We start from the raw sequence: 16,186 nt of genomic DNA on the forward strand, positions 1-16,186 counted from the left end.
TTTAAAAAATGCAACAAACTCGAAAGCATTTGCAACAAACTCAAAAGTGATTACCGGCTGTCAGGCGTTTATTTGCGATTGCATTTCCCCTTGGTGCACAGTTATCCGGTCATTTTAAATATGATCGGTAAAATCGTAAATAAATAACAAACCGATAGCCTATATGAAACAAATCAAACCAGGAATTTATTTCCTCGCGGCATGTGCCGTACTAATTTTCAGTAATTGCCGCAAGCCTCACGACATAAAAACGCCCACCGTCGATCCCAATATTGTGAATGCTATGTACCCGGCCAGGATGTCTTTTTACGATGGCAGCCAATCGGCCTATCCACGGGTTTACACGTATACTTACGATAAAGACAATCACCTTACCAGGTACGGAAAAGATAGTCTCGTAGTATGGGATATTAACGCCCACCAGGTTAGCTCAACTGTTTTTGATTACCCTAACAGTATATCAGCCTTTACCTATTCTTACGGACTTGTAGCCATAGACAAAACTCCTGGCGCTGTAGATATTTATACTGGTTTACCTACACAAGTATCAATAGATTTTTTTTACAAAGATCTGCATTTCGGTACTACGCGCAGTAATGCATCAGGTTTGTGGCAATTTGAGCTCGCCGGTGGCCATATCATGAAAGCGCTTACATCAGATGGAGGAGGAAGGAATTATAACTATTCATATGATAAGGATGGCAACCTGTCGGGTATGACATTTGTATCGCTCACAGGGCCGCGTGCCGGCGCGGAGTATTACAGGTTTACTGTTAAATCACTCGACGATAAATCATCACCATTTTCATCAGTAAAGGGCTATGGTACAATCTCCTATCCGCAATCCTATTTTATTGATTATGCACAAGCATTCTGCAAAAAAAATCCGATACAAATTGTAGGCGAACGCTATGATGAAACTAAAAATGCTTTTGTAATTGATGAACAGGATGATTTCACTTATCAATACAATGATAAGGGCTACCCTACACAAATTGTTGTAAGTATGACTTATTTTGAAGCCACCACAACACATTATACCCGCACTTACAACTATACTTATAAATAACAGGAACACGACAACTCCCCCACCAGTCAACACGCTGATATGCGATATGACCTTATAACAATTTCAATAGTCATGAATCCACTCTCTTTTAAACAGAAACTCGGGCTGGTTTACCTGTACCTCGTACCTTTAATTGTTGTTGCCATCGGTTTTGGGGTAGGCCACGTGAGCTATAAAATTTATTTGCCGGTTTGGATTTTTAACGCCTGTTTAATGATAACAGCAGCCTGGAACCTTGGCGGCCACCAATTTAAAAGTAGTAACCGGGGCATAAAACAACAGGCCGCAGCGGCTTTGTTATTGTTTATACCATGGCTGCTATTTTCCATTTTTGCGGGTATGGGGCCGCCGCCGCCTACATTGCAAGGTTGGGTTAATACTGCTGCCGAGCAGCAGATACGATTTACTATTCTTATTGCAGGTGGTATTTTATTGGTACTTGGCTACGCCCTATTAAAAGTAAAACTACAAGCCGCAGGTGAAAACCTGTATTCGGTAATGGCCGCGGCTGCTATAAACCTTGCCGTGCCGCTCTTTATCATCAACATGGCATTTTGGGGCTATTACCTGACCGATGCCTTCCGGGTTTTCGTGCAATTAAATGTTTCAAAACGCCCCGATTTATACGGGCCTACAAAAAGTTTATTTTACGTTATCAGTATAGCAGAAGTGTTATTGCTGTACCTCGGCACAGTATTTTTTGCTGTTTCGCTTAAAGTTACCGGGCTTTTTAATCCGGTAGCGTGCCGGTATTATGTTTTCTTCGGTTTAGCCGGCATGGTGTTGGTTGTGTTACCACCCACCTGGCCCGAGCCATTCGGCACCGCCGGGTATCTTGTTGCTATACCTGCCATCTCTTTCATAATGCCTTACCTTATTGGAGTAAATTTATTGAAAAAGATAAAAAATTAGCCTACATATTTTATTTACGCAATCGATTGCTAAAATGTCATATATTGTTTATTTTTAGATCGAAAACAACCGGTAATCTCATGCAGGTTATTTTCTTTCAACCAATTACAATTTAAACTTAATATATGGGCAATAAACTAAACTCATTGTGCCAAGTTCTGCTGTTACCCGGTGTTCTTTTGGCTACAACATCTTCTGTACTCGCCCAAAACGGCGAATGGGTTTCAACCACAAGCACATCAAACTGGAACGTAAAGCATCAAATACCCGCCGCACAAAACGGTAAAATCGCGGATGCTGAAGTATTCACAGATAAAGCACTGCAAAAGGTTGAGGGCTTTGGAGGCTGCTTTAACGAGCTTGGCTACACATCGTTGCAACTGTTGAGTAAAAAAGACAGGCAAACGATCATGAAGGAATTGTTTGCCCCCGGTTTTGGCGCAAACTTTACCATTTGCCGCATGCCTGTTGGCGCCAACGACTTTTCGCTCGATTGGTATTCATATGACGAAACCGATGGCGATTTCGACCTGAAAAACTTTAGTATTGATCGTGACCTTAAAACACTAATCCCGTTTATAAAGGAAGCGCAAAAGTACAATCCCAAGCTTGCTTTATGGGCATCACCATGGAGCCCGCCGCAATGGCTTAAACGCAATAAACATTATGCCGCAGCCATGGTACCATCAAAAGAGGTGATCAAAAAATATGAAGCCAGCGGCCACAAACTTACCGGTATGGATTTTAGCAACGTAACCAACGGACTTGAACCCAACCAGGTGGGTAAGGAAGGTACCGATATGTTTGTGCAGGATGATAAATATTTCACCACCTATGCCAATTACTTCGGCAAGTTTATTGATGCTTATAAAAAGCAGGGAATCAGCATTGGTATGGTAATGCCTCAAAACGAATTTAACTCGGCCCAGATCTTCCCAAGCTGCACCTGGACTGCTCACGGCCTGGCTAAGTTTGTAAGTTATCTTGGTCCGCAAATGCAACAAAGGGGCGTAAAAGTATTTTTCGGCACCGATGAGCGCCCTAATGAAAAACTGGCAGATACTGTATTGACCAGTCCGGAAAGCAGCAAATTTGTAACGGGTATGGGCTTTCAGTGGGCGGGCAAAGGTGCCATAGCAGGCATTCACAATCGCTACCCTAACCTTACCCTATATCAAAGCGAACAGGAATGTGGTGACGGACAAAACGACTGGAAATACTGTCGCTACACCTGGGACCTCATGAAGCATTATTTTAACAGTGGTGCAAACGCCTATATGTACTGGAATATTTCGCTGAACGAAGGTGGTATCAGTCACTGGGGATGGCACCAAAATTCATTGGTTAGCGTTGATACAACAGCCCGCACTTATAAATTTAATCACGAGTACTACCTGTTTAAACACCTGAGCCATTACGTAAAACCCGGCGCGGTCATGTTAAATACAAGTGGCGCATTCAACAATATGCTTGCTTTTAAAAACCCGGATAACAGTGTTATATTAGTTGTGCAGAATGAAACAGAGACCGAAAAACAAGTTACTATCAAAGTAGGGAATAAAACCATCAGCCCGGTTTTAGAAGCTGATTCGTTTAATACACTTGTTATAAATTAAACATCTGTCGCAGGTTTAGCGACAGCGTAACCTGTAACCCGGCATAACTGAAGCTTTCAGCTTCAGTCTTCAATCAAAATAAAAAAGGATGCCGTTTTTTTGAAGCGACATCCTTTTTTATTGGCTTAACAATTACGCACAAACCTATTTTGCTAAAACATCCAAAATAGGATGATCAATAGCATTTAACGTATTTTGTGATGGTTTGATCAGTTCAAGTACAGTAATTTCGTTATCGCCTTTCTTTAACCATTCAACAGGCACATACACGGTTTGCTGCGGACCGTAATACCAGTAGCGGCCCAAGTTATGACCGTTGATCCAAACAATCCCTTTGCCCCATTTGCTCATATCAAGGTAAGTATCCGCCAATTTATCGACCTTGAAAACAGCTTTTTTCAACTGAGGTGCGCTATTGGCCGTAACCTTTTTGACGGCCGGACTTGTATTCACTTTATTGATGTCATCAAACGGCAGCGAATACATTTTCCAGTTTTTAACTTCTGTTCCTGCAAAAAGTACTTTCTCTGTAATACCTTTTTTGTTTTTAAGCAGATAAGGGCCAAAATTGATACGACCAAGGTTTTCAACTAAAATATCCAGCGTTACTTTTCCTTTAGGCAGGGTAACCATCAGGCTATCCTGATATTTGCGCCTGTCAACAATACCTACACGTTTGCCATTTACATAAACGATACCATAATCGCGCAGGTCTTTCAATTTAAGCAGGCCCGATTTGCCGCCGTTAAGGGTTGTGCGGTACAATACAAAACCATAAGCCTGGTTCAGGTCTTCGAAAGTAAGCGGAGTACTGTTGATCTTTGCAGCTGGTAATACATCAAACAAACTGGTTGATTTAGTAAAGTTAATTGCAGGAAGGCTCATGGCCGGTTTAGCCGCCGGAACTTCGGGCAGGGTTACTCCTGCGGGCAGGTGTTTACTGATCACCGCCCTGAATTTCATAAATTTATCAGTAGCATTACCCGCCTCATCAAGCGGCGCATCGTAGTCATAGCTGCTGATCTGCGGCTCATACGGGTTCTGATCGTTATAGTTTGCACCGTTCATGAAAGCACGTGTAGTACCGCCATGAAACATATACATGTTGATAGAAATACCGGCTGCCAATACCGAATCAAGTTTCGGAACGTATTTATCAGCCGGGATGGTATGGTGTGCGGTTCCCCACCAGTCAAACCAGGCCGGGTACCATTCGGCGATAAAGTAAGGGCCTTTGCCATTATAATTTTCACCAATCAGCCTTTTAACTTTTGCAACATCATCAACACCGTTGATGGCGGGTAGCAAGCCCGGTAAATGGCCATCTTTAATAGCGGGCTCAGGGTCACAGGTATAAAGCTGGCAATCAAAGCCGGCATCAATGAACATTTTGCGGTTAAGGGCCAGATAATCTTTATCGCTACCGTATGAGCCGTACTCGTTCTCTATCTGCACCATCAAAATATTGCCGCCATGGTTCACCAATAACGGAGAGAGTTGCTTGCCAACCTCTGTAAGATATTTTTTGTAAGCCTCCAGGTATTTAGGTTCCTTGCTGCGTACTACCAAGCCTTGCTCTTTCTCGAGCCAGTAAGGATAGCCGCCAAACTCCCATTCGGCACATACATAAGGGCTGGGACGTAATATTACCCAAAGGCCTTCTTCCTTGGCTATCTTCACAAACTCGGCTATATCATGGTTGCCCGTAAAATCATAGTGCCCTTTTTGTGGTTCGTGAACATTCCAGAATACATAGGTGCCAATGGTATTTAACCCCATAGCCTTAGCCATTTTCATCCGCTGACGCCAGGCCTCGCGCGGAACACGGGTATAATGCATTTCGCCCGAGATGATCTGCAAAGGCTTACTATCCAACAAAAATGTAGTATCGCCAAGGGCAAAAGTGTGTTTAGTAGTTTGCGCCTGCAACCTTGAGGATGCAAACAGAATAACAAAGAGGAATAATAATTTTATAATCTTCATAAATTGAAAAATGCAGGAACTTTAGTTTTTATCGATGATTTTGTGTGATTACTTTACGGTTAATATTACTGTTGATAACTTAAGGCTACCCGCCCTTACTTGTACCTGCACCTTACCCGGCTTACCGGTAGTTTGCACATAGGCCAACAAGCGACCGTGTAATGCTTTACGTTGGTTAGACTGATAATTTTCATGACTGCTGGCGCTGCCGCTCTCTAATCCCAGCAACTTCGCCGGCCCGGTTACGGATATGGTTATCTCATCGGTGGCATTAAATACAGCGTTTCCATCCTTATCGGTAATGTAAACCTCAATTTGGCTCAAGCCTTTTGTGTTAGCCTTAAATGAGGTATTGTCGGCTACAGTTTTAAGCTGCCAGGCGTCACCGGCTGTTTTGATGTTGTTGGTTGATACTTCAATACCGTTGTTGTAACCTTTCACAACCAATTCGCCGGGTTCATAATCAACCTGCCATGATGGTACCTGTCCCTTTGCAGCGCCACGGGATTGTTTCCCAAGCGATTTACCATTCAGGAACAACTCGACTTCCTGGCAATTGGTGAAGCAATCAACTTTTATTTTATTGCCCGGCTGCCAGTTCCAAACCGGTTCGGCAGTACGATGGCTCCAGATGCCTTTATCCTCGGTACTGGTTATTGCACGCGCGCCTACGTAAACCATTGGCTTGGCCGACCATAAACTTTGCCTGAAGAAATACTCCGGCTTTTTAAAGCCCGCCAAATCAACCAAACCAGCACCATTACTACGCTGCGGCCACTTACCGGCCTCGCCCAGGTAGTCGATACCAGTCCATAGGTATTGGGCCGAGATATATTCATTACTGTCAACAGCGTTCCAGGCTTGTTGAGCCATGCCGTTTTCGCTGCCGTAAATAATACGATCAGGGTATTTTTTATGATCTTCCGGATAACGGTATTCCTGGTAATTATAACCAACCACGTCAAGCGCTTCGGGATACCCTACCTCATTTGACATTACCACACCGGCCAACGCGGCTGTTACGGGGCGTGTAGTGTCAACAGCTTTTACAGCTTTAACCAGCTGCTTAGCTATTGGTGTTAAGCCGCTTGCCGAAGGATGATCGGGCAGATAACCTTTTCCATAGATCTGCGGATTACGGCCAGTATTCAACACCTCATGAGTATAAGGATCATTAGGATAATCAATCTCATTACCAATGCTCCACATAATGATTGAAGGGTGGTTACGTGAGCGCAGCACCATATCCGCAACGTCACGATCTGCCCATTCCTTAAAATATTCGTGGTAGCCATTTTTTGATGGAGTACCTAAATTCCAGCCTGCAACCCATTTATTTTTACCAACTTCCCATTCATCAAAGGCTTCGTCCATTACCAAAAAGCCCATCTTATCGCATAAATCGTACAGATAATCGGCATGGGGGTTATGGCTTAACCGGAGCGAGTTTACCCCGGCATCTTTCAATATTTTCAATCTGCGTACCCAAACTTCTTCGGGAACGGCTACACCTAAGGCCCCGGCGTCGTCATGGATACAAACGCCTTTAAGCTTGGTGCTTTTATCATTTAAAAAGAACCCCTTATCCTTGTCAAAACGGATACTGCGGATCCCTACAGCTTGCGTTACTTCATCAAATGATTTGCCATTGCGGTTAAGTGATACCTGAAGTTTATAAAGGTTAGCTTTTTCGGTATCCCATAATTGGGGCGATGAAAGCTGCTGCTCAAACTCAACATCATGAACACCGGGTTTTACTTTTATCTGTTTCTGCAGGGCAGCAGCCGATTTTCCTTTTCCGTCGAACAGGTTTACCTTTACCAGCACAGCGGCATTTGTAGCATTGCTGTTGGTTACGCTCACCTTAACTTTCACGGTAGCTTTGTCGACCGAAACATCAGGGGTAGTAAATGCTACATCCCATGGGGCAATGTGTACCGGATCTTTAACGAGGAGGTATACATTACGATAGATACCCGAGCCTGTGTACCACCTTGAATCGGCAAATTCGCTGTGGTCTACCCTTACAGCTATCGTATTCTTTCCAGTTAAATTTAGATACTTGCTCAGCTCATACTGAAACGAGATAAAACCATTCGGACGCTTACCTAACGAATGCCCATTGATCCATACCTCGCTATTTTTATATACCCCATCAAAATAAACATATACCTGCTTTCCTTTCCAGGCGGCATTACCGTTGAAGGTTTTCTTATACCAGCCAATCCCACCAGGCAAATAGCCGGTAGCGCTTGCCCATTCATCGCTGAAAGGCCCTTCAATGCTCCAGTCATGCGGCAGGTCTAAGGTTTTCCATTCCGTTTCGGCAGCGATGCCGCTGATACCGGTGCTGATATCGCCTTTATGGAATCCCCAGGCCGAGTTAAACAAAGCCGGTTTGCCGTTACCCTGCGCCCTTACCAGACTGGGGAACAATAACATGCCGATTAAAAGAAGAAGCAGATAGTTTTTATTTTTCATATTATGATAGGAATAAGAAGCTACTTGATGACACCTGTAAGCGTGACGATGGAACGGGCTGGTATCACATTTTTACCACCGGTTATTTTACCAGGTTTAAGCTCATCTGTTTGTGATGTTAAATACGATGTTGTAAACTGAACTTGAGCATTATTAGCGTTAAGCACAGTAGTTACATCAGTAGTACCGGGATTGATCACAACCACAGTTACATTTTTCCCATTTTTAAATGCCGATACCAATAATGATTTGTCCTCTGCGGATGCCGAAACCGTGGCATCAACCCGTACAGCGCCGGGATTAACAAACCTGCTGTAGTTGCCCATAACCCAAAGCATTTTGCTGGTATAGAAATTACCGTCGGTTTTATTTTTATCAATGTAGATGAGGCCATCCTTATAATCATAGGCAGAAATAGACGTCCACCATTGCCAGGCCGATGCATTGGCCACTGCAAGATCAGTATGGATCACCGATGCTAAATATAAGGCCGCGTTAATACCCAGATCACGCTTGTTGCCATCAATTTCGCCGGCATTATCGCCCAAAATACAATATTCCGATTGCCAGAAATTAAGTCCGTTAACAGCCGCCACACTATCTGCAAGCGCAGTACGGGCTTTTACCGATGATGCCATTGGCGATGTAGAAAAATAGCTATGTGCCGAAATAGTTTTGGCTACCGATGGCAGGTCGCCTATATAATTAACAGATCCCGGTTTAAAAAAATCCGAAATCTGGCTGCCCTTCCCCGACTTATCACCTTTGGTAAATAAATAGTTGATGCTTCCAGCTTCACCAACCAAAATCTTTGAACCTATTTTATTCTTAATGAATTCTTTATCGATAGCTTTTATCACACCTGCAATCTCGGTGTTGTTATAAGGTGCACCTTCTTGTCCCCCATCACTCCAATCCCACTGCGGCTCGTTTATCGGGCTTATATAATCAAATTTTACTTTGCTTACCTGCTCAACACCTTTAATTACTTTAGCCAGGAAAGTTGCATAGGCATCATATTTATCAGGAGCTATATTTACTTTACCGCCATTGGCGTATGATTTACCGTTGATGGTAAATTGTACCGGCGGACTATTATTAAAACCTAAAAACTGTTTAACCCCGCGTTGTTTGGCGGCTTTCAGAAACCAAACCTGCGCGGCCTGGTTTTGCCAGTTGTAACTGCCATCGTTATTTAAAAATGATTCGGCCCGACGCCACTCGTCTTTGATACCGCTGTCATCTCCCTGCTGGGTACTGCCTGCACCAATATTAAACCGCCACAGCGATAAACCAATCCCTTTTGGCGAACCATCTGTATTGTTCTCCCTGCTAAAAAGCAAGTCGGCTATTTTGTTGCGCTTATCATCCGGCCAGTTGCCCACAAACTGGCATGACCAGGCATCAGAAGCGCCAAAATTGCTAATGGTTTGATACGTTTTTGAAAGGTTGATATCAATGGTAACCTCTTTTGTCTGGCTGCTTGCCAAAGGGATATTAAGCCCTAAAACAGAAGCTGCCAGTAATACTTTTTTTATGGTAGTTTTTATTATCATCTCATTTAAATCAACAAATAAAACAGCACTAAACCGTGCTGTTTTATTGCAATATTATTGTTGCACTATTTGCCATTGCTGGTTAGTAGCGCCACTATATGGCCACTGAATGATGCCTGCACCATTTGTGGTTGAAGCCCCGTTAACATCAAGCGCAAGGCTGCTGTTACGGTTAATTACTTTATAAATGCCATCGCTGGTAGCGGTAAGCTGCCATTGCTGGTTGTTGCCACCATTCCACGGCCATTGAATAATGCCCGCGCCGTTGGCTGTTGAGCTCATGTTAACATCAAGCGCTTGTGTACTGTTACGGTTAGTTATCTTATAGTAACCGCCGCCGTTATTTGCAATAACCCATTGCTGGTTGTTACCGCCGTTTTGAGGCCATTGAATTATGCCGGCACCATTGGTTGTTGAAGCACCATTAACATCAAGCGCCTGGCCGCTGTTCACATTCAGGAACCTGTAATAGGCACCCGTGTAAAATGTATCGGTACCGCCTGCCCCTACGCCCCAGGCATATTTAATGCGGCTTAAGCCCGACGGGTTTGTTGTTGAAACGGTAAGGCTGGTGCCTGTTCCGTTCAACTGCTGAATGGCATAGCTATCGCCGGTACGTACGCCCGGCCAGTAAACTGCACCCATTCCGTAAGCACGTGCCTGGTTGGTTAAACCTTGCAGGTAGGCTATTTCCTGGTCGCCGCCAATAGCTCCGGTATAGTTTTTACCTCCCGTCATCGGGATACCAAACTCGGTAAGCACCGCACGACTGCTGTAAGCGCCGATATTGCCTTTCAAGCGGTTTTCCCATTGCAGCGCCGTTGTAAGTGTGCCATTGCTGAAAAAGGTGTAATCATGTATAGATAAAAGACAGCCCGAGAAACGGCTATCGGCCCCCACACCTGTAATATCCTGCGAATAAGAGGTACCGCTGATCAGGATCCTGCCTTGCGGAACTGATGGATAGTTACTTAACCATTGGGCGCAAATGGTTGTCCAATCGGTTAATGAATAACCGTGGGGTTCGTTAAAAATTTCAAAGTACACGTGTGAATTGCTGCCGTATTTGGTAACTATGGTTTGCCACATTGACCAAAACTCGGTGGTGTTATCTATCTTACCGTCCTCAGATGATTTGGCTTCCCAGTAACCCAGTATCACATTCATCCCTTTGCTCAGGGCTTTATCAATAACACCTGTATATGAGTTCCACCAGGTTTGCGAAACGGTTGAATAATTTACAGGCAGCCTCACCGTATTGGCCCCTGTATTGGTTTGTATGCCCGATAAAACGGCATCTGCTTTAGCCGATACTGTGGCATAGCTATCTGCAGATGTTAAGCCGCTTAATACCAGTATCCCATCGCTAAAATTGTCGCCGTCGGCTGCCCAGTTAACGCCTTTGAGCGCGCTCGCCGGGGTTGAATCTGTTGTGACGATCTTATCTCCTGTTTTTATTTCATCCGGAGTTGATGATTGCTTTACAGCTACGATATCCTTTTTACACCCGGCCACCAAACAACACATCGCTAATAATAAAACACCTGCGTTCTTCATAATTTGCTATATAAGTTATAATTGGGGAGAAAAAAGGGGGAAGAAAGAAGATCTTCCCCCGGAATATTGGTTGTTAGTAACCGGCGTTTTGTTGTAACTGACCACCTGATGCCTGGATCTCAGATCTTGGTATAGGTAACCAGTAATGCTTGGTTGCAAACGAGCGACCATCTAAAGCCACTTTTGATGTGTAAACAAAGTTGCCGCTTGCATCTTTGGTAATAATTACGCCACCTGCCGGTTTATTTTCGGTAACATCGGCAATTTTCCAGCGACGTACGTCATAAAAACGATGCTCCTCAAAAGCAAGCTCAACACGACGCTCATAACGTACAGCATCACGCATTTGCGATTGTGAAAGCCCTACAGCCAAAGCCGGCATATTAACACTTGGGCGAGCCCTCACTAAATTAATAGCAGTACGCGCAGATAATGTTGAACCCGAAGGAATCACATCTGGCCCGTAAGCTTCGTTAGCTGCCTCAGCAAAGTTCAGCAGGATTTCCGCATAACGGAAATAGATCCAGGGCTGGAAACCTGCGTTACCCCAAGGGTTTTGCAACGGATACGCGTCGTTCATGTATTTTTTTAGATAGTAACCTGTTTTGGTAGTATTCCAGTTATCAGGTCCATCTTTGCTATCCTTACCGCCCGGGATATAAGAATCAACAGTTTGCCCACGGTAAAGAGAGCCATTGTATAACACAGTAGCAGCAAACCTTGGGTCACGGTGATCATAAGGGTGCGTTGCGTCATAACCAGATGTTGGGTCGGTAATAGCTTTACCGTTGTCCATTTCATAATCGTCAACCAAATTTTGCAACGGTGTATTACCGGCCCAACCACCATAACCGTTTGGCCCGTTGGCTATTTCCAGGTGGGTATGGTTAGCATTTTTAGTATATAAACGTTCAAAAATGGTCTCGTTGGTTTCATTGGTTAAAAACAGATTACCGTAACCGCCTGTGTAAATACCATATTTATTCAAACTGATAACAGCCTGTGCAGCGGTAACAGCATCGGCCCAGGTACCTGCAGCATACAACGGGCTTGCAGCATATAATTTTAATCTTGATTTTAAAGCCAGTGCTGCACCTTTTGTGGCACGGCCCAAAAGCCAGCTACCATCATTATTTAACGGTAGTTTTGAAGCGGCGTCATCAAGCTGAGCAGTAGCGTAATCGATACTCTCTTTGATTGAAGCGCGCTTAAACAACGAAGGATCCTGCAAATTATCGGTAAGCTGTGTTACTTTATCGCCCACTAAAACAACACCGCCGTAATTACGGATCAAGTCCTGATAACGGAAGGCCCTGATAAATTTCAACTCACCTTCAATAAGTGTTTTATGTCCGGCACTCATTGTTAATTTGGGCAAGATGCTCAAAGCGTAGTTACATTCCCTGATACTGCGGTAACTGCGCGCCCAAAGTACACCTGCGCCACCTAAGTTTTCTGGTGCCAGTTGCCCTCTTTGGATAAGCCAGGTAGCATCGTCATTATTATAGATCGATTCGTCGGTTAAAGAGCTCCACATGCTGTATTCAAAGCCGCGGCCAAAACCAGGGTTTGAACCGTCGCCCTCCTTATCCTGAAGTTTGGCACCAATGTAACGGTTGGTTACATAAGCCTCAAACACTGCTGTATCCGATTCAATCGCCGATGTAGCAATCCTATCTGTAGGCTGCACATCTAAAAGGCTCTTTTTACATGCCGTAAAGCCCATCATGCCGCATATCATTAAATATAGCGGGGTTTTATATTGTAATTTCATTGTCGTCTGATTAAAATTTCACGTTAACACCTAAGTTCAAAATTCTCTGCTGCGGATAAAATTGTCCGCTGCCACTGGTTCCTTCAGGATCATAATCCTTCACTTTGGTAATGGTGAACAGGTTGAACGCACTTGCATAAACCCTTAAGCCTCCTATTTTAAGTTTCGACAGGAAAGGTGCATTGAAATTGTAGCCTAACTGCACATTCTTTAACCTCAGGAAAGAGGCATCATTAAGCCAGAAAGTATTATTATATAAACCACCGCTGATAGCGTTTGATGCACGGTCGGTTACGCGTGGATAGGTGCCGTTAGTGTTTGAAGCGCTAAACCTATTATCGGCCCAGCTGCTGTAGAAGTTACCTACGCTACCTGCTTCGGGTAATACATATTGGCTAACCTGGGCCTGGCCTGCAAACAGAACTGATAGGTCAAATCCTTTATATGCAGCATTAACGCTAAAGCCGTAAGTGATCTGCGGTATGTTACCGTATTTGGTACGGGTTTGGTCGTCGGCAGTTATTTGCCCGTCTTTGTTGTAATCAAGATATTTCAGGTCGCCTACTTTAGCTCCGGTTACGTGAGGATAAGCATCAAGCTCGGCCTGGGTGCGGAAGATGCCAATAGCATCATAAAGCAGTGACGTACCTAATGGCAAGCCGGTTTGGCGCTGATAACTTAAAGTACCGCTGGCTTCATCGATAAAGATGATCTTGCTTTTTGCATAAGTAATGTTACCACTCACACCCCAGCTAAATTCATGGCCAGTATGGTTATAACCCAATGTAGCTTCAAAACCATTGCTATTTACTTTACCAATGTTTTCAGATGGCACCAATGGATCGGAACCGTAAGGGTTTACGATACCTGATGTACCTGGCAATGACGCGTTTCTGGCAGCAAGGATATCCGACCTTTTTTGCTGGAAATAGATAGCCTCAATTGTGAAATTATGTAAAAAGGTAGCATTGATACCGATATCCAGTTTTTTTGCAACTTCCCAAGTGATGTTAGGGTTGGCAAGTTTCACCAGGTTTACGTTTGGCTGAATTGTATTTGAGCCGCTGCCCGGTGCACTGGCTACAAAGCCATTGTTAACCAACACGTAGTTATCAAAATATTGGAAACCATTCACGTTATCATTACCCAGGGAACCGTAAGAGGCCCTCAGTTTCAAATCATCGATAAAGGTAACGCTGTTTTTGAAAAAGTCTTCTTTCGAAATTCTCCAGCCTACTGAAGCTGACGGGAAGTAGCCCCATTGTTTTCCAGATGGAAATATCGAGCTACCATCTGCACGTAACTGACCTTCAAATAAATATTTTTCGTCATAAGCATAAGCTAAACGGCTAATCACGCTGCGACGGTTATAGTTTGAGCTGTAACCCGAGTTAAGGTAATCAGTAGCCGCGCTGCCACCCTGCGAAAGTTCGGGCAGCTGTGATGAAAGATAATTGTAACGAGTAGCATCAAAATACTCAAGGTGATTTTTACTTTGCTCATAACCAACAAAGGCATTGATATCGTGCAAACCAAATTTTCTCACATAATTCAACTTTATGTTTGAGGTGATAAGCGATTGATTGTTTTGCGATTCGAACAATGTTGGCTTGCTATTATTACCACCAACAACCACAGGAGTATATACTTTTGTAGTTGAGTTGTAACTGTAAAGGTTATATGGCTTGCTGAAGTTTTTATCAAAGGCATTAGATTTATCAACTGAAAAGAACCCATCTAATGAAAGGCCTTCTATACCCGGAATAGCGTAACTGCCTCTTAAAATACCATTGAAAACCTGTGTTGGGTTATTGTTGATACCGCCAATATCGGTTACCTGTACAGCAGGGTTATTGTTTTCGATACCTGTTGTTGGTAAGCCGTTAGGGTAATATGCAGCAACAATAGGTTTAGCCCTGTACACAGAACGGAAAAGATCGCCGGCACCTGTTACCGGGAACTGCCTGTCTTCCTGACGGCCAGATAATGATAAACCTACTTTTAAGCGTTTGGTAACATTTGCATCAATGTTTGAGCGGAAATTGTATTGATGATATTTAGTAACACCGCTTTTGTAAATACCGTCCTGGTACAACGTACCTAATGACACGAAGTATTTTACATCTTCAGAACCGCCGTTTACTGATAAGCTATGCTGATTTTGCAGCGCAGTGCCTTTAAGCGTTTGCTTTTCCCAATCAGTATTTGGGTAGTTCAACGGATCCGATCCATCTTTAAATTTCTGGATCTGATCGGCAGTGTAAGCCTGATTAGGGCCGCCGTTCGGATTTGAATCAAGATTGATCTCATTCATGATCTGGGCATAAGTTGCTGCATCAGCCATTTTTGGCAGGCGGGTTGGTGAAGCAAAGCCCTGGTTAAAGCTGTAATTGATAGTTGGCTTACCTGTTTTACCACGTTTGGTGGTGATGAGGATAACACCGTTTGCAGCACGGTTACCGTAAATAGCAGCCGAAGCATCCTTCAATACCGACATGCTTTCGATATCGTTAGGGTCAAGCCTTTCTAAACCGCCTATCTGGCCGGGGATACCATCAACTACGATAAGCACGTTATTGCTGCCCGTTGTAGCCAAACCACGTACGGTAATGTTTGAACCGTCATAACCAGGTTCGCCGCTACGGTTGTTAACAATAACGCCCGAAAAACGACCGGCGATAGAATTTGATAAATTGGGCTGAGGGCTTTTTACAAGTTCGGCACCTTTTACCTGCGAAATGGAGCCTGTTAAGGTTGCTTTTTTCTGGGTGCCGTAACCTACAACTACTACCTCATTCAGTGATTTTGAATCGGCAGTTAATTGTACATTGATGGTGGTTTGTCCGTTAAGAGCTACTTCTTGAGACGTGTAACCGATGTAACTAAACACCAGTGTGCCCGATGAAGCATTGGGAACGTTAAGGCTAAACTTACCGTTAATGTCGGTAACTACGCCGGTTGATGTACCTTTAAGCGCCACGCTCACACCTGGTAGTGTTTCGCCTTTTTCGTCGGTAACTTTACCGGTAATCCTGGCATCGGGTAAGCGTTGCTCCTTAACGGTACCCGCAAAAGCCATTACAGGCATTTGCACCGTAGCGAAACAAGCCACAGCCATGCTGGCCGCAACGACGAAAAAGCGGGGTGATCTTTTCCAATGAGGAGAATCCTTTTCGAGTAAATTTGGTTTCATATGGTTTTAAAAAATTGGTTTTTTAATCGGTAAAAACCTTGCTAA

At 44.0% G+C, this 16,186-nt stretch carries 9 protein-coding genes; 3 read left to right on the forward strand and 6 right to left on the reverse strand.

The annotated features are described in order from the left end of the window. Positions 1-163: 163 nt before the first annotated feature. The 3 genes from EAH55_RS19635 to EAH55_RS19645 all read left to right on the forward strand — a co-directional run bounded on the left by EAH55_RS19635 (position 164) and on the right by EAH55_RS19645 (position 3,597). The gene (locus tag EAH55_RS19635; protein ID WP_162996969.1) at positions 164-1,069 is read left to right on the forward strand and encodes a hypothetical protein; all 906 of its coding nucleotides are present in this window, start codon (positions 164-166) and stop codon (positions 1,067-1,069) included. A gap of 72 nt (positions 1,070-1,141) precedes the next feature. Continuing rightward, positions 1,142-1,981: a hypothetical protein gene (locus EAH55_RS19640; RefSeq protein ID WP_121811152.1), complete on the forward strand. Its 840-nt coding sequence runs from the start codon at positions 1,142-1,144 to the stop codon at positions 1,979-1,981. Between the two features lie 125 nt (positions 1,982-2,106). Beyond that, positions 2,107-3,597 carry a glycoside hydrolase family 30 protein gene (locus EAH55_RS19645; protein WP_121811153.1) on the forward strand — a complete coding sequence of 497 codons (1,491 nt, stop codon included), beginning with the start codon at positions 2,107-2,109 and terminating at the stop codon, positions 3,595-3,597. Between the two features lie 144 nt (positions 3,598-3,741). Here EAH55_RS19645 and EAH55_RS19650 read toward each other — a convergent pair whose 3' ends face one another. The 6 genes from EAH55_RS19650 to EAH55_RS19675 all read right to left on the reverse strand — a co-directional run bounded on the left by EAH55_RS19650 (position 3,742) and on the right by EAH55_RS19675 (position 16,141). Next, the gene (locus tag EAH55_RS19650) at positions 3,742-5,580 is read right to left on the reverse strand and encodes a glycoside hydrolase family 35 protein (RefSeq protein ID WP_121811154.1); all 1,839 of its coding nucleotides are present in this window, start codon (positions 5,578-5,580) and stop codon (positions 3,742-3,744) included. 48 nt (positions 5,581-5,628) lie between these two features. Then, on the reverse strand, positions 5,629-8,061 hold the full coding sequence (locus EAH55_RS19655; protein WP_121811155.1) for a sugar-binding domain-containing protein: 2,433 nt from the start codon (positions 8,059-8,061) through the stop codon (positions 5,629-5,631). A gap of 20 nt (positions 8,062-8,081) precedes the next feature. Continuing rightward, positions 8,082-9,617 (reverse strand): glycoside hydrolase, encoded by a 1,536-nt coding sequence (locus tag EAH55_RS19660; RefSeq protein ID WP_121811156.1) that lies wholly within the window; start codon positions 9,615-9,617, stop codon positions 8,082-8,084. Positions 9,618-9,671: 54 nt separating this feature from the next. Then, positions 9,672-11,174: an RICIN domain-containing protein gene (locus EAH55_RS19665; RefSeq protein ID WP_121811157.1), complete on the reverse strand. Its 1,503-nt coding sequence runs from the start codon at positions 11,172-11,174 to the stop codon at positions 9,672-9,674. Between the two features lie 73 nt (positions 11,175-11,247). Continuing rightward, complete coding sequence (locus tag EAH55_RS19670) at positions 11,248-12,948, reverse strand: RagB/SusD family nutrient uptake outer membrane protein (RefSeq protein WP_121811158.1); 1,701 nt, start codon at positions 12,946-12,948, stop codon at positions 11,248-11,250. 10 nt (positions 12,949-12,958) lie between these two features. Beyond that, positions 12,959-16,141 carry a SusC/RagA family TonB-linked outer membrane protein gene (locus tag EAH55_RS19675; RefSeq protein ID WP_208644891.1) on the reverse strand — a complete coding sequence of 1,061 codons (3,183 nt, stop codon included), beginning with the start codon at positions 16,139-16,141 and terminating at the stop codon, positions 12,959-12,961. Positions 16,142-16,186 lie beyond the last annotated feature (45 nt).

The sequence above is a fragment of the Mucilaginibacter kameinonensis genome (assembly GCF_003675385.1).
Classification (GTDB): domain Bacteria; phylum Bacteroidota; class Bacteroidia; order Sphingobacteriales; family Sphingobacteriaceae; genus Mucilaginibacter; species Mucilaginibacter kameinonensis.